Here is a 19,479-nt window from a genome sequence, read left to right as displayed (position 1 = left end):
CGGATCGGCATGGCGCGCGTCGAACGGCCGCGGGGCGGGCACACTGTGCGCACGACGAGGAGGCACCCATGGAGCGCGCGGAGATGCTGACGTACTGCCTGGCCAAGCCGGGAGCGTGGCTGGACCGGCCGTGGGAGGGCGACGAGGTGGTGAAGGTGGGCAGCCGGATCTTCGCGTTCCTCGGCAGCGGCGCGGGAAAGCCGACTGTCGGCATCAAGTGCGGGCAGACCCGGGAGGTGGCCGACGAGTGGCTGCACCGGCACCCCGACGACGCCCGGGTGATGGCCTACATCGGCAGGTCCGGGTGGAACACGCTGCGCCTGGACGGCGGGATCGACGACGAGGAGCTGACCGAGGCGGTCGACGCGTCGTACGACATGGTGGTTGCCAAGCTCCCGAAGCGGGAGCGCCCGACTGCCTGAACCGGCCGTGGCGCCGGCGGCACGCGCCGACGCCACGACGCGTCGTCTAGGGCGTGTGTCAAAGTCCTCGGTCGAGCCGAGGCGGAGTCCAGGCGGCGGTCCGGCAAGGCGGAGATTGGTCCGGATACCGGTGTTGTATCCGGACCAATCTCCAACGCGGCCGGTCGTCGTCTGGGCCCGCCGCAGGCCGGCCAGGGGCTTTGACACACGCCCTAGCGCGGGACGACCCGCTCGGCGGCCCACTCCCGCCAGGTGGTCAGCCGGTCCGCCGCGGTGGCGAGCTGGTCGGCCACCGGGCCGGGGCCGGTCGAGCCGGGGGTGGTCCGGGCGGCGAGGGCCGAACGGACCGAGAGCACGTCGCGCACCGACGGGTCGAGGTGCTCGCTGATCGTGCTCAGGTCGTCGTCGGAGACGTCGTTGAGCTCGCACTCCCGCGCCGCGCAGAGCGCCACCAGCCGACCGGTGATCTCGTGCGCGTCCCGGAACGGCACGTTGCGCCGGACCAGCCAGTCGGCGACCTCGGTGGCCAGGGAGAAGCCGACCGGCGCGGCGGCGACGAGACGGTCCACCCGGACCGTCATCGTGGAGATCATCCCCGCCAGGGCCGGGAGGAGCAGCTCCAGGGTGTCGACGGCGTCGAACGCCGGCTCCTTGTCCTCCTGCATGTCCCGGTCGTAGGTCATCGGCAGGCCCTTGAGCATGGTCAGCACGGTCACCAGGCCGCCGACCAACCGGCCGGACTTGCCACGGGCCAGCTCGGCGATGTCCGCGTTCTTCTTCTGCGGCATGATCGACGATCCGGTCGCGAACGAGTCGTCCAGCTCCACCCACCCGAACTCGTGCGAGGTCCAGAGCACGACCTCCTCGCCGAGCCGGGACAGGTGCACCCCGATCAGGGCGGTGGTGAACAGGAACTCGGCGACGAAGTCCCGGTCGGCGACGGCGTCCATCGAGTTGGCGAACGACGTCCGGAACCCCAACTCCTTGGCCACGGCCACCGGATCCAGCGGAAGCCCCGAACCGGCGAGGGCGCCCGCGCCGAGCGGGCTGACCGCCGCCCGGTGGTCCCAGTCGCGCAGCCGCTCCAGGTCCCGCAGCAGCGGCTGCACGTGGGCGAGCAGCCAGTGCCCGAACGTGACCGGCTGGGCGTGCTGGAGATGCGTCATGCCCGGCGCGGCCGTGTCGACGTGCCGCTCGGCCTGCTCCACAAGCGCCTCGGCCAGCTCGACGAGCCGGCTGGCCACGCCCCGGGCGTGGTCCCGCAGGTAGAGCCGCAGGTCCGTGGCGACCTGGTCGTTGCGGGAGCGGCCCGCGCGCAGCTTGCCACCGAGGCTGCCGAGGCGCTCCAACAGACCGCGCTCCAGCGCGGTGTGCACGTCCTCGTCGTCGACCGTGGGGCGGAAGGACCCCGAGGCGCACGCGGCCTCCAGGTCGTCCAGGGCCGCCAGGATCCGACCCAACTCCTCGGGGTCGAGCAGGCCGGCGCCGGCCAGGACCCGGGCGTGCGCCCGGGAACCGGCGATGTCGTACGGGGCCAGGCGCCAGTCGAACTGCACGCTCACCGACAGTCGGGCCAGCGCCTCGGCGGGGCCGCCCGCGAAGCGACCACCCCACAGGCTCGTCCGGTTGGTGGCTGCGCTGTTCTCGGTCAGGCTCTTGTCGTCCACGTCGCCCATCATTGCTCTAGTTGCCTTTCGCTCGCGACTGCGGGGCGCACTCGCCGCGCTCGCTGACTCCTCGCGCTCGCACGTGTCACCGTCCGGCACCGCCGACCCGGGCGTCCCGCGCGGCGGCCATCCGGCTCGGAAGGCCCCACAGCCGCACAAAGCCCTTCGCCAGGGACTGGTCGAAGGTGTCGCCGGTGTCGTAGGTGGCCATCCCGAAGTCGTAGAGGCTCGCCTCGGAGCGCCGGCCGGTGACGGTGGCCCGACCGCCGTGCAGGATCATCCGCACCTCGCCGCTCACGTGCCGCTGCGCGTCGTCGATGAACGCGTCGAGCGAGTCCTTCAACGGCGAGAACCACAGGCCGTCGTACACCAGCTCGCCCCAGCGCTGGTCCACGCCCTTCTTGAACCGGGCCAGGTCCCGTTCCACGGTCACCGCCTCCAGCTCCTGGTGGGCGGTGATCAGCGCGATCGCGCCGGGCGCCTCGTACACCTCGCGGCTCTTGATGCCCACCAGGCGGTCCTCGACCATGTCGAGGCGACCCACGCCCTGGGCGCCCGCGCGCCGGTTGAGCTCCAGGATCGCCTGGTACGGGGTGACCGTCTCACCGTCGATCGCCACCGGCACGCCACCGTCGAAGGTGATCACGACCTCGTCGGGGTCGCGGTCCTGCGCCGGGTCGGCGGTGTACGCGTACAGGCCCTCGACGGGGGCGTTCCAGATGTCCTCCAGGAAGCCGGTCTCCACCGCGCGACCCCACAGGTTCTGGTCGATCGAGTACGGGGACTTCGCCGACACGTCGATCGGCAGCCCCTTCTCCTCGGCGAAGGCGATCGCCTTGTCCCGCGTCCACGCGAAGTCCCGGGCCGGCGCGATGATCCTCAGGTCGGGGGCGAGCGCGTTCAGCCCCACCTCGAACCGGACCTGGTCGTTGCCCTTGCCGGTGCAGCCGTGCGACACGATCGTGCCGCCGTGCGTACGCGCCGCCGCCACCAGGTGCTTGACGATCAGGGGGCGGGACAGCGCCGACACCAGCGGGTAGCGGTCCATGTAGAGGGCGTTGGCCCGGATCGCCGGCAGGCAGTAGTCGGCGGCGAACTCGTCGCGCGCGTCGACGACCTCGGCCTCGGCGGCGCCGCAGTCCAGGGCGCGCTGCCGGATGGCGTCGAGGTCCTCGCCGCCCTGCCCGACGTCGACCGCCACCGCGATCACCTCGGCGCCGGTCTGCTCGGCCAGGTACGGAATGGCGACGGAGGTGTCCAACCCTCCGGAGTACGCGAGCACGACCCGCTCGGTCATCGCGTACCGCTCCCTTCGGCGTTGTCCTCCCGGCGGGCCCAGCCGGCGAGCTTGTCACCGAGCGCGGCCCCGCCGTCGGCCGTCCGGGCCACCACGAGGATGGTGTCGTCGCCGGCGGTGGTGCCGACGATCTCGGGCAGGCCGGCCCGGTCCAACGCGCTGGCCAGGTACTGGGCCGCGCCCGGCGGGGTACGCAGCACGGCGATGTTGCCGCTGGAGTCGACCCCGTTGAGCAACTCGCGCAGCAACCGCAGCAGCCGCGCCGGCGCGGCCTCGGCGTCGCGCAACGGTCGCTGACCGTCCTCCGGGATCAGGTAGACGGCCGGCCCGTCGCCGCCGCGCACCTTTACCGCGCCCAGCTCCTCCAGGTCCCGCGAGAGGGTGGCCTGGGTGACGACGACACCGTCGGCGGCGAGCAGGTCGGCCAGCTCGGTCTGCGACCGGATCGACCTGTCCCGGATCAACTCCACGATCCGGGCGTGCCGGGCCGCGCGGGTCAGCGGCCCGGTCATCGTCGCTCTCCGGTCGCGGCGTCACCGGTCGCAGTGTCGCCGGTCGCGGCGTCACCGGTCGCGGTTTCCAGCAGGAACGTCAACAACGCCTTCTGCGCGTGCAGCCGGTTCTCGGCCTGGTCGAAGACCGCGCTCTGCGGCCCGTCGAGCACCTCGTCGGTGATCTCCTCACCACGGTGCGCCGGCAGGCAGTGCAGCACGATCGCGTCCGGCGCGGCCTGACCGAGCAGTTCCTTGTTCACCTGGTACGGCAGGAACGGGGTGATCCGGTCCAGCCCGTCGGACTCCTGCCCCATCGACGTCCAGGTGTCGGTGGCCAACACATCGGCGTCGCGTACCGCCTGGGCCGGGTCGGTCAGCACCCGTACCGACCCGCCGGTGTCGGCGGCGATGCGGGCCGCCCGGTCCACGACGGCCAGATCGGGCGCGAAGCCATCCGGCCCGGCGATCCGCACGTGCATGCCGGCCAGCGCCCCGGCCAGCAGGTACGACTGCGCCATGTTGTTCGCGCTGTCACCCACATAGGTGAGCGTGCGGCCGGCCGTGCCGCCGCACCGCTCCCGGACGGTCAGCAGGTCGGCCAGCAGCTGGCACGGGTGGAAACCATCGGTGAGCGCGTTGACCACCGGAACGGTCGCGCCCGCCGCGACCTCGGCGATCCGCTCGTCACCGTGGGTACGCAGCACGATCGCCGCGACGTAGCGGGACAGCACGCGTCCCGCGTCGGAGAGGGACTCGCCCCGGCCGAAGTGGGTGACCTGCGTGTCCACGACCAGCGGGTGCCCGCCCAGCTCGGCGATCCCGACGTCGAACGAGGTCCTGGTCCGCAGACTCTGCTTGTCGAAGAGCACCGCCACCGAACGGGGGCCGGCCAGCGGCCGGTGGCCGAAGCGGTCCGCCTTCATGCGCGCGGCCAGGTCGAGGACCGCGGACTGCTCGGCCGGCGAGAGGTCGTCGTCGCGAAGGAAGTGCCGGGTCATGCTGTCGTCCCCGTGGTGATGGTGGTGGTCGTGGGTGCGCTGACCTCCGCACCGGCCGCAGCCGGGGCCGTCGCGTTCAGGGCGGCGGGAAGGGCGGCGACGAAAGCGTCCGCCTGGGCGGCGGTGAGGATCAGGGGTGGGACCAGCCGGAGCACGCCCGGCTGCACCGGGTTGACCAGGAAACCGGCCTCCCGCAGCGCCTCGGCGAGCACCGGCGCCACCGGGGCGGTGAGCGTCACGCCGAGCAGCAGCCCGGCGCCGCGTACGCCGTCGATGAGCGGGTGGCCCAGCGCCTCGATGCCGCGACGCAGCCGCTCGCCGACCCGCTTGACGTTGTCCAGCAGGCCCTCGTTGGCGATTGTCGCCACCACGGCGAGCGCCGCGGCGCAGCTGACCGGGTTGCCGCCGAACGTGGTGCCGTGCGAGCCGGGGGTGAGCAGGTCGGCGGCCCGGCCGAAGGCCAGCGTGGCCCCGATGGGCAGCCCGCCACCCAGCCCCTTGGCCAGCGTGACCACGTCCGGCTCCACGCCCTCGGCCTGGTGCGCGAACCAGTGCCCGGTGCGCCCGATGCCGGTCTGCACCTCGTCAAGCACCAGCAGCGCCCCGTGCCGGGCGGTGATCCGCCGGGCCGCGGCCAGGTAGCCGGCCGGCGGGACGACGACGCCGTTCTCACCCTGGATCGGCTCCAGGATCAGCATCGCGGTGGCGTCGGTGACGGCCGCCTCGAGGGCGGCCACGTCGCCGAAGTCGACGTGGGTCACCTCGCCCGGCAGCGGCCGGAACGGATCGGCCTTGGCCGGCTGGCCGGTCAGCGCGAGCGCGCCCATGGTGCGGCCGTGGAAGCCGCCCCGGGTGGCCACCACGTGCGTGCGCCCGGTACGCCGGGACAGCTTGAACGCCGCCTCGTTCGCCTCCGCGCCCGAGTTGGCGAAGAAGACCCGGCCGGGCCGGCCGGCGAGCGCCAACAGCAGCTCGGCCAGGGCCACCGGCGGCTCCGCGACGAACAGGTTGGAGACGTGCCCGAGGGTCGCGATCTGCTTCGACACCGCCGCCACCACGGCCGGGTGGGCGTGACCGAGAGCGTTCACCGCGATGCCACCGACCAGGTCGAGGTACTCGCGGCCGGCGTCGTCGACCACCACGGCACCGGCACCGGAGACCAGCGCCAGCGGCGGCGTGCCGTAATTGTCCATCATGGACTGCTTCCACCGCTGCGCCAACGTGCTCACGACGCGACCATCCCGTCTCCTGGCACCACCATCGTCCCGAACCCTTCCGAGGTGAACACCTCTAGCAACGTGGAGTGCGCCACCCGACCGTCGACGACGTGCGCGGCGGGCACTCCCCCGCGCACCGCCCGCAGACAGGCCTCCATCTTCGGCACCATGCCCGACTCCAGCCTGGGCAGCAGCTTGGCCAGGTCGTCCGCGACGATCTCGGAGACCAGGCTCGTGGTGTCCGGCCAGTCCGCGTACAGGCCGGCCACGTCGGTGAGCACGACCAGCTTGCGGGCCCGCAACGCGATGGCCAGCGCGGCCGCGGCGGTGTCCGCGTTGAGGTTGTGCAGCACCCCGTCCGCGTCCGGCGCCACCGTGGAGATCACCGGAATCCGGCCGGCGTCGATCAGGTCGGTCACCGCCGACACGTCGACCGACTCGACGTCACCGACCTGGCCGACGTCGACAGGCAACCCGTCTACGTACGCCGGGCGGCGCACCGCGGTGAACAGCCGCGCGTCCTCGCCGGAGAGGCCCACCGCGTACGGGCCGTGCGAGTTGATCAGCCCGACCAGCTCGCGGCCCACCTGCCCGACCAGCACCATCCGGACCACGTCCATCGCCTCGGCGGTGGTCACCCGCAGGCCACCCCGGAACTCGCTGGCGATGCCGAGCCGGCCCAGCATGGCGGAGATCTGCGGACCGCCGCCGTGCACCACCACGGGCTTCAGGCCGGCGTAGCGCAGGAAGACCATGTCGGCGGCGAACGCCCGCTGCAACTCGGGGTCGGTCATCGCGTTGCCGCCGTACTTGACCACGACGGTGGAGCCGGAGAAGCGCGCCAGCCAGGGCAGCGCCTCGATCAGCGTCTCCGCCTTGACCTGGGCGCGCGCGAGGTCGCTGGTGAGACTCATGAGGAGTACGCCGAGTTCTCGTGCACGTACGCATGGGACAGGTCGTTCGTCCAGATCGTCGCGGCGGACGAGCCGGCGTGCAGGTCGATCCGGATGGTCACGGTGCGCCCGGTCAGGTCGACCTTCGAGCGGTCCTCGGCGGCAGCGCCGCCCCGGCACACCCACACCCCGTTGACCGCCACGTCCACCTCGTCCGGCTCGAAGACGGCGGCGGTGGTGCCGACCGCGGCGAGGATCCGACCCCAGTTGGGGTCGTTGCCGAACAACGCCGTCTTGACCAGGTTGTTGCGGGCCACCGAGCGGCCCACCTCGACCGCGTCGTCCTCGTCGGCCGCGCCGACCACGTCGATGGCGACCTCCTTGGTGGCGCCCTCGGCGTCGGCCACCAACTGCTGGGCCAGGTCGTGACAGGCCTCGGTCACGGCGGCGGTCAACTCGGCCAGCGTCGGCTCGATGCCGCTCGCACCACTGGACAGGAGCAACACCGTGTCGTTCGTGGACATGCAGCCGTCGGAGTCGACCCGGTCGAAGGTGACCCGCGTCGCGGCCCGCAGCGCCTCGTCCAGCGTCGCCGGCCCGGCCACCGCGTCGGTGGTGAGCACGCAGAGCATGGTGGCCATGCCCGGCGCGAGCATCCCGGAGCCCTTGGCCATGCCGCCGACGGTCCAGCCCCCACCCGGGGCCACAGTGGTCTTCGGCCGAGTGTCCGTGGTCATGATCGCCTCGGCGGCGGCCTGTCCACCGGCACGGGACAGCCCGCGGATCGCCGAGCGGACGCCCGGCAGCAGCTTCGGCATCGGCAGCCGCTCGCCGATCAACCCGGTCGAGCAGACCGCCACCTCGCCGGCACCGAGGATCAGTCGTGGACTCACCGAGGTCAGCGCGGCGGCGGTGTGCTCGGCGGTGGCGTGGGTGTCCTGGAAACCGGCCGGGCCGGTGCAGGCGTTGGCGCCACCGGAGTTGAGCACCACGGCGCGTACCACACCACCCTGCACGACCTGCTGCGTCCAGCGCACCGGCGCGGCCTTGACCCGGTTGCTGGTGAACACACCTGCGACACCGGCGTCCGGGCCGTCGTTGACCACCAGGGCGACGTCCGCGCCGCCGCCGGCCTTGAGACCGGCGGCCACCCCGGCCGCCCGGAACCCGCGTGGGGTGGTGACAGTCACGGCGCCTGCCTTTCGTTCGTGGGTGCGGGACTCCGCCGCGCCGCGCTGCTCGCGCTCACGGGCTGACTCCCCAGACGGACAGGCCCGTCGTCTCCGGCAGGCCGAGCATCAGGTTGGCGTTCTGGACGGCCTGGCCGGCGGCGCCCTTACCCAGGTTGTCCAGGGCGCTGAGCACGATCAGGCGACCCGAGTCGACGTCCACGGTGGCCTGCAGGTGGCAGGAGTTCGAGGCGAGGGTGGCGGCGGTGTGCGGCCAGCGGCCCTCCGGCAACACGTGCACGAACGGCGCGTCGGCGTACGCCCGCGCCAGCACCTCTTGCGGGTCGACCCCGCGTGCCGGCACGGCCGTGACCGTGGCCAGGATGCCGCGCGGCATCGGTGCCAGGACCGGGGTGAACGACAGCCCGGTCGCGCCGGTGGCCTGCTTGATCTCCGGTACGTGCTGGTGGGTGCCCACCCGGTACGGCGACAGGTCCCCCATCACCTCGCTGGCCAGCAGGTGCGCCTTTGTCGACCGGCCCGCGCCGGAGGTGCCGGAGGCGGCGACCACCACCACGTCGGCAGGGCTGGCCGCGCCGTCGGCGATCAGCGGCGCGAGCGCCAGGGTGATCGCCGCGGCGTAGCAGCCGGTGTTCGCTACCCGGGTGGAGCCGGCGATCAGCTCCCGCTGGCCGGGCAGCTCGGGCAGGCCGTAGGTCCACTGCCCGGCGTGCGTGCCGCCGTAGTACTGGGCCCAGGCGTACGGGTCGGCGAGCCGGTGATCCGCGCCCAGGTCGACGATCCGCACCTCGTCCGGGAGCTGGGCCACGAGGGCGGCCGACTGGCCGTGCGGCAGCGCCAGGAAGACCAGGTCCGCGTCGGCCAGGGTCGCCGGGTCGGTCTCGCCGAGCACCAGGTCCAGACCGGTGAGCTGCGGGTGCACCACGTCGACACGGTGCCCGGCCTGGCTGTGCGCGGTGGCGGCGACCAGGTCGAACTCCGGGTGCCCGGCGACCAGGCGCAGCAGCTCGCCCCCGGCGTAGCCGCTCGCACCGGCGACCGCGACTCGAATCCCCATACTCACCTCCGCATGACTATGCAGCGAAGATTAACAAGGACGACTCACAAGTGCAAGTTCATGCAGAGCAGTGCATGCTAATGTGCTCTCCTCTCCAGGCTTCACCCCGACCCAACTACCTCCCGCGATCTTGCGCCACCGTGTGGAAAGCCCCGGCGATGGCCGGCCGCCTTGTCCTAACGATGAGCGGGGCGAAGGCTAGCCTCTTGGGCCACATCCGCCTCCGCACCGCGCCCCTTGCTGTTCTCTGCTGAAGCCCTGCCATGTGATCTTGTGTGGGACGACCAACCTGGATGAGCGACGCGAATGACGTGCCCGCCCCGCTCACGAGCGATCCTGCTCCTGCGGGAGCCAGAGTTGCCCCGGACGCAGACGAGGACCGTGTCCCGGCTGCCGGTGGGTCCAGCGATCACGAGGCTCCTCTACTTCAGTTGTTGCGGACGGTGAGGTTGAGGGCGGCCACGGTCAGCTGGGTGAGGTCAGGAAGTTGGTCCTCGCCGAGGGTGACGCCGCGCAGGTTGTCCAGCGGCGTCTTGAGGCCCTGGAGCCGGCTGCCCCGCAGATCGGTGCCGTCGAGGTGGCAGGAGTCCAGTTCCAGTCCGGCGAGGTCACAGGACCGCAGCGCGATGCGAGGTAGTCGACAGGAAGACCACGCGCCGTTGGCGAAAGTGCAGTCGGTGAACGCGACCGAGCCGGCGGCGGCGACGCGGTGGAAGGTGGCGTAGTCGAAGCGGCAGCCGTCGAACAGGACATCCTTGAGGCGTACGTCGGTGAGTCTGGTGCCGGTGAACCGGGAGCCGGTAATGGCACAGCGTTCGATGGTGATACCGGTCAGGGTCGCGCCGGAGAAGTCGGTGCGGGTGACCTCGCAGCCGTAGACGCTGCCCGCATCCCAGGTGCTCTCGCTCAGGTCCACGCCGGTGATCAGACTGCTGCGGATGCGAGCGTCCTCAAGGTGCGATCCGTGCCACGCGGCGCCGTCGACCAGGGCTTCGGTGAGGCCGCCGGCCAGGTCCCTCGTGGTGTCGAGGTCGTCCGGTTCGAGATCCGGCAGCAGGACCTTCACGTCGCCGATCGTGGTGGTGCGCATGTGTCCTCAACCTGTGTGGGCGCGGGGTGGGCACGCCACCCCGCGCGTCCCGTGGTGGGGCTACTTCTTCTTGTTCCAGTTGTCCCAGCCGGGTCGACTGTCGAACTTACCCTTGTTGTCCCAAGCGGGGCGGTTGTCGAACTTCGCCGCGTCGATCGACGCTACCGAGCGCTCCGGGTCGACGCCGAGGCGAGCGAGTTGCTCGGGTGCGGCGTTGACGAGGACAGCGAGAGCGTTGGTCATGGTGCTTCTCCTTGAGGGGCGAGGTGATCCGCAGCGGCGCGGACGAGGGCCTGTCGGGTGGTCCGGCAGTAGGCGGTCTCACGGGCGGCGAACGTCGCGTGCTCGAAGTAGCGGTTGCCGGCCTGGGCGCCACGACAGAAGTCGTAGAAGGCGCATTTGTCGGCACAGGCGTTGAGGGCCGCAATGAACTCGGCGACGTAGCCCAGGTCGCCGGCGCCGGCGAGCATGGCGGTGATGGGCTGATGAAGGACGTTGCCGGCGATGAAGTCGCCGTATCGCGGCTCGGTGATGCCGAGCAGTTCCGGTGACAGCAGCACCACCTGCCCATCCCAGGAGACGGTCGGGATCGGCTCGTACGGCTCGTGGTCGACGTGTCCGGCGCGGGTGGCGGCGAGATAGTCGGCCAGCCGGTCCACGTCGCGGATCCGCAGCGGACTGCCGCCGACGCGACGTGCGATGAGGCGCTGCCAGAACCGGTACGCGGCGTCCTCCGACACCGGTGCCCGGTCGGCGCCCTCCTGCTCTTCGATGTTGAAGCCCACCGACTCGCAGCCGGGCAGGCCGATGAAGAAGTCGATGAGGGCTTCCGCGTGGTCGATGGTTTCCGGGGTGACTACACAGATCACCGAGTACCTCAGCCCTGCCTCGGCCAGGGTCTGCATGCCGCGCAGAGTGCGGGCGTCTGTTGACGTGCCGGCCCGGTCGAGACGGTTCCGGTTCAACGGGCCCGGGCCGTCGATGCTGACCCCGACCTCGAACCCATAAGCGGTGAAGAGCTCGCACCATTGTCGGTTGATCAACGTCGCGTTCGTCTGGATCTCGTGACGCACCATCCCCGCGCGCCGAAGCTCCTCGAACGGGGACAATAGATCACGGAACAACCCGATGGGAGTGGCGGTGGGTTCGCCCCCGTGCCACACGACGCTCACCGGATGACCGCTGTTCTGCTGGGCGATCGACCCGGCGCAAGCCTCCGCGACCGCGCCGCTCATCAGGCGCAGGGATCTCCGGTCAGGCAGGTAGCAGTAGGCGCAGTCGAGGTTGCAGAAGCTCGTCGGCTGCGCGACCAGGGTGTGGAAGCTGCCAGCGACCGCCGGCTGGCCGGTGACGTTGATGAGGCCGATGCCGTTCACGAGGAGGCCTCTTCGATCCTGGCAGCCGTGGTGGTACTGACGCGGTAGGCGTGGGTATGGCGTGCGGGCCAGCCGAGAAACCTCTCGAATATGTCCGCGGCGCTGCCCGTGACGCTCGGGTTGAGCCGATGCAGGTCGTCGATCGCGTCGTGCAGGCAGCCGGCCAGGTAGAGGAACAGGCTCACCGGCTCTTCCCGGTACTCGGCGAGGAGCGCAAGCTTCGCCGCGCCGCAGGGCCACGGCTGCCCGCACCGGCGGCACAGCCACAGCGGGCGCATCGGCAGATGTTCGACCTCGGCTGGCGCGAGCCCGTTCGCCGCCAGACGGCGCTGCTGCCCGGTCACCAGCGACCGCCCTCGCGGGCCTGCTGCTCGAACAGCCGACGCCACACGAAGGTGAGCAGCGCCTCCACCAGGAACGATGAGCGGCGGGCTCGCCGGGGGAATGGCGAGCCCGCCGCCACATCACGGCGGCTGGGAGCAGGCCGCCGATCACCCACCCACGCAGCCCTCATGGCGGTACGCAGGCGGGAAGAACGCCGAGACAGTTCGTGCCGGGACGGGCCGAGCCAGCGGCCCAAGCCGTGGTGTGGTGCGCCGCCCATCGATCCCTCCATCTGCGACTCCCTGTCAGTCATCCCGACACCGGCATCGACACGCGCCGGTGATCTGGGGTGAACTGAACGTAGGGGCGGCCCATATGGAGGACCGGGAAAATCCGTACCGGCTCCGGCGGCCCTCAGCGGGCAGGGTGCTGGTGTGCGAGGGATGACGGAAGACATGACCATTGGCCAGCGCGTCGCCTTCTACCGGCGTCGACGAGGGCTCTCCCAGGAGGTGCTGGCCGGTCTGGTCGGCAAGACCCAGGAGTGGCTACGCAAGGTCGAGACGAACCGGGCCGACCTCGACCGGCTGTCGGTCATCCGAGCGATCGCCAAAGCCCTCGACGTGTCCCTCGGCGACCTGATCGGTGCACCGAGCCTGTTCGAGTGGTCGGACGACTCGGGGCGCGAGACCATCCCCGCCTTGCGGGCCGCGCTTCACGACTATCGTCACCTCGCGCCATCGCTGGCCAGCACGGAGGACATCGAGGCCCCCGCCCTGCGCGAGATCGAGAACGACGTCGCCGAGATCTGGACCGCCTACCAGCACTCGCGGTACGGCACCCTCGCCCGCCGGCTGCCCTACCTCATCCACGACTGCCTCACCGCCACCGAGGCGTACGACGGAGACGATGGCCAGCGAGCGCACGCGATGACCGCCTACGCCCACCAGCTCGCCGCGTTGTTCCTCACCAAGCTCGGCGAAGGCGACCTCGCGTGGACCGCCGCCAGCCGAGGGCTGGCCGCCGCCAACGCCAGCCACGACCACGTCGTCATCGGCTCGCTCAGCCGCTCCGCCGCACACTCGCTGGCATCCATCGGTGAGTATGCCCAAGCCCGCGGCCTCGCCGCCACGGCGGCGCAGTTCCTGGAACCACGCCTCGCCAAACCCACTCCGCAGCTGCTGTCGGTCTATGGCAGCCTGCACCTCGTCTGCGCGCTGGCCGCCGCCCGGGACGACGACCGCACCTCGGCCGACACCCACATCACGGCAGCCGATGCCGCCGCGCAGCGACTCGGTGCCGATGGCAACCACGTGTGGACCGCGTTCGGCCCGACCAACGTGTCGATCCACAAGACGACAGTGGCGATGGAACTCGGTGACGTGCAACGCGCCATCGTCATCGGCGCCACACTCGACACGAGCGCCGTGCCCGTCGAGCGGCAGGTTCGGCACGCCATCGAGACCGCCCGAGCCCTCGCCCGGTGGAACCGCATCGACGACGCGCTCGCGGCGCTCCTGGACGCCGAGGTCATCGGCCCCGACCAGGTGCGCTACCACCGGCTCTCCCGGGACCTCGTCCGGGACATCCTCACCCGCCCCCGGCCGCCCCGACTGGCCGTCGAACTCAGCGATCGGATGGGCGTGCGGTCGGGAGGGCCGCGCTGGTAGCTGGGCTCAGATCAGCCGACTCGTGTAGCCGGCCGCCACCAGCTGCTCGAAGGCCGCCCGCACCTCGTCCGGCATCTCCTGCGGAATCGCGAACCCGCGCTCGGCGTACACCGCGATCCGCTGCGTGTCGCCGACCAGCATGTCCACCACCCGCTGCGGGTCGCCGATGCTACGTACGTAGTCGTCCAGTTCGAGTGGGTTCGACGCGCACACCACATCGACCTCCGGCCACATCAGCCTGCAGGTAGCGTAGGCCCGACGCTGTTGGTAGGGCCGCGACATGATCAGCACCGACGTCACCGGGATCCGGTGTTCGGTCAGGAGCTGACGCGAGCACTCCAGGTTCTGGGCGGTGTTCGTGGCACGCGGCTCCACGAGAATCGCTTCCGCCGCAACGCCCTGCTCGATGGCGTACTCGCGGTAGTGCACTGCTTCTCCACGCGGAAACCGCTCGACGGTCGTCGGGGCGTTCGCACCGGTGAACACGATCCTTGGGAAAAAGCCCTCGTGAAACAAGCGCGTCGCGATGACAGCCACGCCGAGGTCATGACTGCCCAACCCGATCCCCACGTCGCACGGGCGCAGCTCGTGACGCATGTCGTGGTAGCGCCAGAGCGTCTCCACATCGGCCCGGATCGCGTCAGGGATCGCCTCGGCAGGTGCCGCTGCATGCCGGTTCATCAGCACCTACCGGAGAGCCGTCATCGGGGGTCCGTCGGACCTGCCCAGGGCCACCAATCCCGCCCTCGCCACCTCCAGAGGCACGACGGCGGCCACGGGCTCATCCCGCTCGCTCAGGTAGACAACCTGGCCCTCACGCACGCTCCGCAGTAGTTCAGAAAGCACAGCCGGCAGCGGAAGGTCGTCAGGTGTGGCGTAGGTCCGATCCGCGCTGGGTTCCCTCATGCCGCCAGCGTAGGGGTAGCAGCGCGGTGCGACGCCGCTGACTCCAGCACCACGCCGCAACGGGCCACCGGCAGGGAGACGAAAAGGCCCTGACCCAGGATAAACCGAGGTCAGGGCCTTGGTCGTTGGTGCGCCGTCAGGGACTCGAACCCGAACCCACGGATTGGGAGATTGTGGGACGGTCCCGTTATGCGCCGCGCAGGGTCGCGCCGAGGCGTTCCGCCGCGACGGCGACCGCCGCGTCCCGGGCCGCGACCGCCTCCTCGACGGTCAGCGTCCGGTCCGGGGCCCGGAAGGTCAGCTTGTACGCCAGCGACCGGCGACCCTCACCGAGCTGCGCCCCGGAGTAGACGTCGAACAGCCGCACGTCCTCCAGCAGCGCACCGGCGCCCGCCTCCAGCGCCCGGCGCACCTGCTCCGCCGGGACCGAGTCGTCCACCACCAGGGCCACGTCGATGAGCGCCGGCGGGAAGCCGGACACCGTCGGCGCGGGTGTCACCGGAGCCGCCGGCAGCGCGTCGAGGTCCAACTCCATCGCGCAGGTGCGCCGGGGCAGCTCCAACGTCGCCGCCACCACCGGGTGTAGCTCGCCGGCGTACCCGACGACCGCGCCGTCGACCCGCAGCTCGGCGCAGCGGCCCGGGTGCCACGGCGCGTGCTCGGCCGCCCGCACCTCCACCCGCTCGCCGGTGACACCGGCGGCGTCCAGCACGTCCCGCGCCGCCTCGATCGCGTCCGCCCAGCCGGCCGGTCGACCCGGACCCCACCAGCCGGCCGGGTCGAGGTCACCGGCGAGCACCACCGCGACGTGCACCGGCTGCGCCGGCACCACCGCGTCGGCGGCGGCGAACTCCGCGTCGGTGGGACGCCGGTCCACGCCCATCTCGGGCGGGCTGCCGGCACAGACGCGCGGGTGGAAGACCGCGCCGATCTCGTAGAGGGCGAGGTCGCGGTGACCCCGGCCGAGGTTGCGCTTGAGGATGCCGAGCAGCGGGCCGAGCAGCGTGGTGCGCAGCAGCGGCTCCTCCTCGGACAGCGGGTTGGCCAGTCGCACCGCGGGCCGGCGCGCGTCGTCGGCCGGCAGGCCGAGCTGGTCGGCCAGCTCCGGCGACACGAACGGGTGCGCGAGCACCTCCACGTACCCCCGCTCGGCCAGCGAAACGGCGACGGCCCGGCGGCGACGCTGCCGCGGGGTCAACCCGCGGCCGGGCGGTGCGGTCGGCAGCACCGACGGCACCCGGTCGTACCCGTCGAGGCGGACCACCTCCTCGACCAGGTCGGCCGGGTCGGTCAGGTCGGGCCGCCAGGTCGGCGGGGTGACGCTCAGCGCCGTCCCGGCGCCGCTTGCCACCCCGACCGCGCCCGGGTCCTCGGACAACCGGTCCGCGCCCTGCGCGACAGTGCAACCGACCCGCTCCAGCAGGGCGACCACCCGCGCCGGCGGGTACTCGACCCCGACCCGCCGGGTCGGCAGGTCCGCCGGCAGGCTGATCGGGGTACGCGGCCGGACGTGGTCGATGTCGAGGATCTCCGTGCCGGGCGTGCCACCGCCGTGCTCGGTGAGCAGCCGAACGGCACGGTCCAGCGCGACCAACGCCACGGCCGGGTCGACGCCCCGCTCCCAGCGCTTCGCGGCCTCGCTGAACAGCTTGTGCCGGCGGGCCGTGCGCCCGACCATGGCGGGGTCCCAGTGCGCGGCCTCGAAGAGCACGGTGGTGGTGTCGGCGACGACCTCGCTGGTCTCGCCGCCCATCACCGCCGCCAGGGAGATCGGACCACTGTCGTCACAGATGACCATGTCGTCGGCGGTGAGCACCCGGTGGACGCCGTCCAGGGTGGTCAGCTTCTCCCCCGCCTCGGCGCGGCGGACCACAAGTGGCCCGGCGATCCGGTCGGCGTCGAAGGCGTGCATCGGCTGGCCCAGCTCCAGCATCACGTAGTTGGTGATGTCCACCGGCAGCGAGATGCTGCGGATGCCGGCGGTGACCAGCCGCTGCGCCATCCAGGACGGCGTGGGCGCGCTCGGGTCGACCCCGCGGACCAGGCGGGCGGTGAACCGGTCGCAGCCGAGGGTGTCGCGGACCTCCACCGGGTACGCCGGCGTCTCGGTGCCGCTCGGCGCGGGCGCCAGGGCCGGGTCGCGCAACGGCACGTCGAACGCGTGCGACAGCTCCCGGGCCAGACCCCGCAGGCTCAGCGCGTACCCCCGGTCGGGGGTGATCTCCAGGTCGAGCACGACGTCGTCGAGGCCGACCACCGGCCGCGCGTCGTCGCCCGGCTTGGCCGTCACCTCCGGCCCCAGCACGATGATGCCGGAGTGGTCGTCGCCCAGACCCAGCTCCTTCGCCGAGCAGATCATGCCCGCCGAGTTGTGCCCGTACGTCTTGCGGGCGCCGATGGCGAAGCCGCCGGGCAGCACACCGCCGGGCAGGATCACCACGACCCGGTCACCGACGGCGAAGTTGCGCGCCCCGCAGACGATTTCCTGCGGCTCGCCGGTGCCGTTGGCGGCACCCACCTCGACCCGGCAGAACCGGATCGGCTTCTTGAAGCCGGTGAGCTCCTCGATCTCCCGCACCTCGCCGACGACGAGCTGACCGGTGACCGCCCCGGCCAGGTCCACCACGGACTCGACCTCGATGCCGAGGTCGACCAGGGCCTGCTCCAGGTCACCGGTGGGCAGGTCGGCGGGGAGATCGACGTACTCCCGGAGCCAACTGACAGAAACTCGCATGACGTCAGACCACCGTTCCCGTGTCTCGTACCCGCATCGCCTACGCCCCGGTCCCGAGCGCGCGGCTGAACCGCACGTCGCCCTCGAAGAGATGGCGGATGTCGCTGACCCCGTGCCGGACCATCAGGGTCCGGTCGATGCCCATCCCGAACGCGAAGCCGGAGTAGACCTCCGGGTCGACGCCGCAGGCGCGCAGCACCCGCGGGTTGACCATCCCGCAGCCACCCCACTCGACCCACTGCGGGCCGTCGCGGTGCTCCGGGAACCACACGTCGAACTCCGCCGACGGCTCGGTGAACGGGAAGTAGTGCGGCCGCCACCGGGTCTTCGCCTCCGGGCCGAACATCGCCCGGGCGAAGTGGTCGAGCGTGCCCCGCAGGTGCGCCATCGTGATGCCCTTGTCGACCACCAGGCCCTCGGCCTGGTGGAACACCGGGCTGTGGGTGGCGTCGATCTCGTCGGTGCGGTAGACGCGGCCGGGCACGATCACGTAGATCGGCGGCTTCCGACTGAGCATGGTGCGGGTCTGCACGGTGGAGGTGTGCGTGCGCAGCACCAGGCCGGAGCCCTCCGGTGCGATGTGGAAGGTGTCCATCAACCCGCGCGCCGGGTGGTCGGCGGGGATGTTCAACGCGTCGAAGTTGACCCACTCCAGGTCGACCTCGGGCCCCTCGGCCACCTCGTAGCCCATCCCGACGAACAGGTCGCTAATCGACTCCATCAGGACGCTCAACGGGTGCCGGGCTCCCCGCGGACGCCTGTCGTAGGGCAGGGTGACGTCCACCCGCTCCTCGACCAGCACCCGCTCGGCCTGCTCGCGCTCCAGCACCTCGGCGCGGTCGGCGTACGCGGTCTCGATCGCCCGGCGGGCCTCGTTGACCCGCTTGCCGGCGTCGGACTTCGCGGCCGGCGGCAACGCGCCGATCTCCCGGCGCGCGAGCGAGACCGGGGACCGGTCCCCCAGGTGCACCGGGCGCAGCGCGGTCAACGCGTCCGGGTCGGCGGCTGCCGTGAACGCCTTCGTGGCGTCCGCGACAGCCTCGTCCAGGGCGGCGGGGTCGAGCAGGGCGACCTGCTTCGGGTCGTACGGATCGTTGCGGTAGCTCATGGCGTACGGGCACTCCCTCACGGCGGCGCCAGCCCTCCACGGGCGGCTAGGCGAGTCTACGGACGCGCGGCTGTGCCGCAGCCCGCCGGTAGGAGTTGTGCAGGGAGCAGGTCAGGCCCGCCGCCCGCCGACACCGGCGGGCTGGCTAAAGGAACGCCGTGTCGCGTTCATGGGCGGACGCTCTCCCCTGCTGTCAGCCGCGCCGGGCACGGTCACCGTCAGCGCTGTGCTCTCGCTGAAGCGTACAGGCACACCGCCGCGGCGGCAGCCAGGTTGAGGCTCTCCGCGCGCCCGTACAGCGGCACCCGCACCGTGGTGTCGGCGGCGGCGGTCAACTCCTCGGGCAGGCCGTGCGCCTCCGAGCCGAACAACCAGGCGGTGGGCCCGACGAGCCGACCGTAGTCGGTCAGGTCGTCCAGGTCGCTGTCGCCGTACCCCGTGGTGGCGAAGATCGACAGCCCGGCGGCCCGCAGCGCGTCGACCACCTGGGCCGGGTCGGGCGCGCGCACCACGTCGACGTGGAAGAGGCTGCCCGCCGAGGCCCGCACACACTTGCCGTTGTACGGGTCGACGGCGTCGCCGGCGAAGACCACCGCGCCCGCGCCGGCCGCGTCGGCGGTGCGCAACACCGTGCCGGCGTTGCCCGGGTCCCGGATCTCGGCGAGCACCGCCACCAGCCGGGGCGCGTTCTCGAGCGCCTGCTGAAGCGACACGTCGAGGTGCCGGCAGACCGCGACCAGCCCCTGCGGGGCGACGGTCTCGGCCAACGCGGCGACGGCCTCGTCGGTCACCTCGGAGACCGGCACGTCGGCGCGGGCCGCCGTGGCGGCCAACTCCGGATACCTGTCGAGCGCGGCGGGCGTACCGAACAGCTCGGTGACCACCCCCGGCCGCGCCAGGGCCTCGCGGACCGCCTGCGGTCCCTCGGCCAGGAACCGGCCGGTGGCGTCGCGGTCACGCCGGCGCTGCAACCGCCGGGCGGCGACAACCCTGGGGGTACGGGGAGTGAAGGCCATGGTGTGCGCTCCTCCGGCAC

At 71.9% G+C, this 19,479-nt stretch carries 19 protein-coding genes and 1 pseudogene; 2 read left to right on the top strand and 18 right to left on the bottom strand.

The genetic code is table 11. The features are described from left to right. Nucleotides 1-68 precede the first annotated feature (68 nt). Nucleotides 69-422 (top strand): MmcQ/YjbR family DNA-binding protein, encoded by a 354-nt coding sequence (locus tag ACLQ29_RS23865; RefSeq protein WP_425773686.1) that lies wholly within the window; start codon nt 69-71, stop codon nt 420-422. Between the two features lie 212 nt (nt 423-634). On the opposite strand, the gene argH is transcribed toward ACLQ29_RS23865, so the two are convergent. From argH to ACLQ29_RS23795, 14 genes and pseudogenes are all read right to left on the bottom strand, one after another. Continuing rightward, on the bottom strand, nt 635-2,098 hold the full coding sequence (gene argH, locus ACLQ29_RS23860; RefSeq protein ID WP_393367916.1) for an argininosuccinate lyase: 1,464 nt from the start codon (nt 2,096-2,098) through the stop codon (nt 635-637). A 76-nt stretch (nt 2,099-2,174) separates the two neighbouring features. Then, nucleotides 2,175-3,386 (bottom strand): argininosuccinate synthase, encoded by a 1,212-nt coding sequence (locus tag ACLQ29_RS23855; RefSeq protein ID WP_425773685.1) that lies wholly within the window; start codon nt 3,384-3,386, stop codon nt 2,175-2,177. Further along, nucleotides 3,383-3,898 carry an arginine repressor gene (locus tag ACLQ29_RS23850; RefSeq protein ID WP_425773684.1) on the bottom strand — a complete coding sequence of 172 codons (516 nt, stop codon included), beginning with the start codon at nt 3,896-3,898 and terminating at the stop codon, nt 3,383-3,385. The genes ACLQ29_RS23855 and ACLQ29_RS23850 overlap by 4 nt, the downstream gene beginning before the upstream one ends. Beyond that, nucleotides 3,895-4,878 carry an ornithine carbamoyltransferase gene (gene argF, locus ACLQ29_RS23845; protein ID WP_425773683.1) on the bottom strand — a complete coding sequence of 328 codons (984 nt, stop codon included), beginning with the start codon at nt 4,876-4,878 and terminating at the stop codon, nt 3,895-3,897. Before argF ends, ACLQ29_RS23850 begins: the two co-directional genes overlap by 4 nt. Continuing rightward, nucleotides 4,875-6,107 (bottom strand): acetylornithine transaminase, encoded by a 1,233-nt coding sequence (locus ACLQ29_RS23840; RefSeq protein ID WP_425773682.1) that lies wholly within the window; start codon nt 6,105-6,107, stop codon nt 4,875-4,877. Before ACLQ29_RS23840 ends, argF begins: the two co-directional genes overlap by 4 nt. Next, nucleotides 6,104-7,009, bottom strand: coding sequence for an acetylglutamate kinase (gene argB, locus ACLQ29_RS23835; protein ID WP_425773681.1), 906 nt, complete (start codon nt 7,007-7,009; stop codon nt 6,104-6,106). The genes ACLQ29_RS23840 and argB overlap by 4 nt, the downstream gene beginning before the upstream one ends. Next, nucleotides 7,006-8,178 carry a bifunctional glutamate N-acetyltransferase/amino-acid acetyltransferase ArgJ gene (gene argJ / locus ACLQ29_RS23830; protein WP_425773680.1) on the bottom strand — a complete coding sequence of 391 codons (1,173 nt, stop codon included), beginning with the start codon at nt 8,176-8,178 and terminating at the stop codon, nt 7,006-7,008. The genes argB and argJ overlap by 4 nt, the downstream gene beginning before the upstream one ends. Before the next feature lie 55 nt (nt 8,179-8,233). Continuing rightward, nucleotides 8,234-9,235 (bottom strand): N-acetyl-gamma-glutamyl-phosphate reductase, encoded by a 1,002-nt coding sequence (argC, locus tag ACLQ29_RS23825; protein WP_425773679.1) that lies wholly within the window; start codon nt 9,233-9,235, stop codon nt 8,234-8,236. A gap of 323 nt (nt 9,236-9,558) precedes the next feature. Continuing rightward, nucleotides 9,559-9,648 (bottom strand): annotated as a pseudogene (locus tag ACLQ29_RS23820) (kinase); the annotation flags it as partial. Nucleotides 9,649-9,662: 14 nt separating this feature from the next. Further along, entirely contained in the window at nt 9,663-10,325 is a 663-nt protein-coding gene (locus tag ACLQ29_RS23815) for a pentapeptide repeat-containing protein (RefSeq protein WP_425773678.1), read from the bottom strand. Between the two features lie 60 nt (nt 10,326-10,385). Further along, nucleotides 10,386-10,568 carry a multiple cyclophane-containing RiPP AmcA gene (gene amcA, locus ACLQ29_RS23810; RefSeq protein WP_357558568.1) on the bottom strand — a complete coding sequence of 61 codons (183 nt, stop codon included), beginning with the start codon at nt 10,566-10,568 and terminating at the stop codon, nt 10,386-10,388. Next, on the bottom strand, nt 10,565-11,701 hold the full coding sequence (gene amcB / locus ACLQ29_RS23805) for a cyclophane-forming radical SAM peptide maturase AmcB (RefSeq protein ID WP_425773677.1): 1,137 nt from the start codon (nt 11,699-11,701) through the stop codon (nt 10,565-10,567). Before amcB ends, amcA begins: the two co-directional genes overlap by 4 nt. After that, entirely contained in the window at nt 11,698-12,045 is a 348-nt protein-coding gene (locus tag ACLQ29_RS23800; protein ID WP_425773676.1) for a hypothetical protein, read from the bottom strand. The genes amcB and ACLQ29_RS23800 overlap by 4 nt, the downstream gene beginning before the upstream one ends. Next, nucleotides 12,042-12,317 carry a hypothetical protein gene (locus tag ACLQ29_RS23795; protein WP_425773675.1) on the bottom strand — a complete coding sequence of 92 codons (276 nt, stop codon included), beginning with the start codon at nt 12,315-12,317 and terminating at the stop codon, nt 12,042-12,044. Before ACLQ29_RS23795 ends, ACLQ29_RS23800 begins: the two co-directional genes overlap by 4 nt. A gap of 151 nt (nt 12,318-12,468) precedes the next feature. Here ACLQ29_RS23795 and ACLQ29_RS23790 point away from each other — a divergent pair, with 151 nt between their 5' ends. Beyond that, the gene (locus tag ACLQ29_RS23790) at nt 12,469-13,695 is read left to right on the top strand and encodes a helix-turn-helix domain-containing protein (protein WP_425773674.1); all 1,227 of its coding nucleotides are present in this window, start codon (nt 12,469-12,471) and stop codon (nt 13,693-13,695) included. Between the two features lie 6 nt (nt 13,696-13,701). Here ACLQ29_RS23790 and ACLQ29_RS23785 read toward each other — a convergent pair whose 3' ends face one another. From ACLQ29_RS23785 to ACLQ29_RS23770, 4 genes are all read right to left on the bottom strand, one after another. Beyond that, complete coding sequence (locus tag ACLQ29_RS23785; protein WP_425773673.1) at nt 13,702-14,382, bottom strand: YdcF family protein; 681 nt, start codon at nt 14,380-14,382, stop codon at nt 13,702-13,704. Between the two features lie 406 nt (nt 14,383-14,788). Continuing rightward, nucleotides 14,789-17,335 carry a phenylalanine--tRNA ligase subunit beta gene (gene pheT, locus ACLQ29_RS23780; protein WP_425773672.1) on the bottom strand — a complete coding sequence of 849 codons (2,547 nt, stop codon included), beginning with the start codon at nt 17,333-17,335 and terminating at the stop codon, nt 14,789-14,791. Between the two features lie 40 nt (nt 17,336-17,375). Further along, nucleotides 17,376-18,443, bottom strand: coding sequence for a phenylalanine--tRNA ligase subunit alpha (gene pheS, locus ACLQ29_RS23775; RefSeq protein WP_425773671.1), 1,068 nt, complete (start codon nt 18,441-18,443; stop codon nt 17,376-17,378). A gap of 218 nt (nt 18,444-18,661) precedes the next feature. After that, the gene (locus ACLQ29_RS23770; RefSeq protein ID WP_425773670.1) at nt 18,662-19,459 is read right to left on the bottom strand and encodes a TrmH family RNA methyltransferase; all 798 of its coding nucleotides are present in this window, start codon (nt 19,457-19,459) and stop codon (nt 18,662-18,664) included. Between the last annotated feature and the right edge of the window lie 20 nt (nt 19,460-19,479).

It is taken from the genome of Micromonospora sp. DT228, assembly GCF_049841595.1.
Lineage (GTDB): Bacteria > Actinomycetota > Actinomycetes > Mycobacteriales > Micromonosporaceae > Micromonospora.
The sequence above is the reverse complement of the archived record's forward strand: the minus strand, read 5'-3'. Positions and strand labels throughout refer to the sequence as shown.

What these genes read in the sequence shown, in the direction of transcription:
- argH (WP_393367916.1), bottom strand. Translation starts at nt 2,098, where the DNA reads ATGGGCGACGTGGACGACAAGAGCCTGACCGAGAACAGCGCAGCCACC.
- pheS (WP_425773671.1), bottom strand. Translation starts at nt 18,443, where the DNA reads ATGAGCTACCGCAACGATCCGTACGACCCGAAGCAGGTCGCCCTGCTC.
- argF (WP_425773683.1), bottom strand. Translation starts at nt 4,878, where the DNA reads ATGACCCGGCACTTCCTTCGCGACGACGACCTCTCGCCGGCCGAGCAG.
- ACLQ29_RS23770 (WP_425773670.1), bottom strand. Translation starts at nt 19,459, where the DNA reads ATGGCCTTCACTCCCCGTACCCCCAGGGTTGTCGCCGCCCGGCGGTTG.
- ACLQ29_RS23795 (WP_425773675.1), bottom strand. Translation starts at nt 12,317, where the DNA reads ATGGAGGGATCGATGGGCGGCGCACCACACCACGGCTTGGGCCGCTGG.
- pheT (WP_425773672.1), bottom strand. Translation starts at nt 17,335, where the DNA reads ATGCGAGTTTCTGTCAGTTGGCTCCGGGAGTACGTCGATCTCCCCGCC.
- ACLQ29_RS23815 (WP_425773678.1), bottom strand. Translation starts at nt 10,325, where the DNA reads ATGCGCACCACCACGATCGGCGACGTGAAGGTCCTGCTGCCGGATCTC.
- ACLQ29_RS23865 (WP_425773686.1), top strand. Translation starts at nt 69, where the DNA reads ATGGAGCGCGCGGAGATGCTGACGTACTGCCTGGCCAAGCCGGGAGCG.
- ACLQ29_RS23855 (WP_425773685.1), bottom strand. Translation starts at nt 3,386, where the DNA reads ATGACCGAGCGGGTCGTGCTCGCGTACTCCGGAGGGTTGGACACCTCC.
- ACLQ29_RS23790 (WP_425773674.1), top strand. Translation starts at nt 12,469, where the DNA reads ATGACGGAAGACATGACCATTGGCCAGCGCGTCGCCTTCTACCGGCGT.
- argC (WP_425773679.1), bottom strand. Translation starts at nt 9,235, where the DNA reads ATGGGGATTCGAGTCGCGGTCGCCGGTGCGAGCGGCTACGCCGGGGGC.
- ACLQ29_RS23850 (WP_425773684.1), bottom strand. Translation starts at nt 3,898, where the DNA reads ATGACCGGGCCGCTGACCCGCGCGGCCCGGCACGCCCGGATCGTGGAG.
- argB (WP_425773681.1), bottom strand. Translation starts at nt 7,009, where the DNA reads ATGAGTCTCACCAGCGACCTCGCGCGCGCCCAGGTCAAGGCGGAGACG.
- amcA (WP_357558568.1), bottom strand. Translation starts at nt 10,568, where the DNA reads ATGACCAACGCTCTCGCTGTCCTCGTCAACGCCGCACCCGAGCAACTC.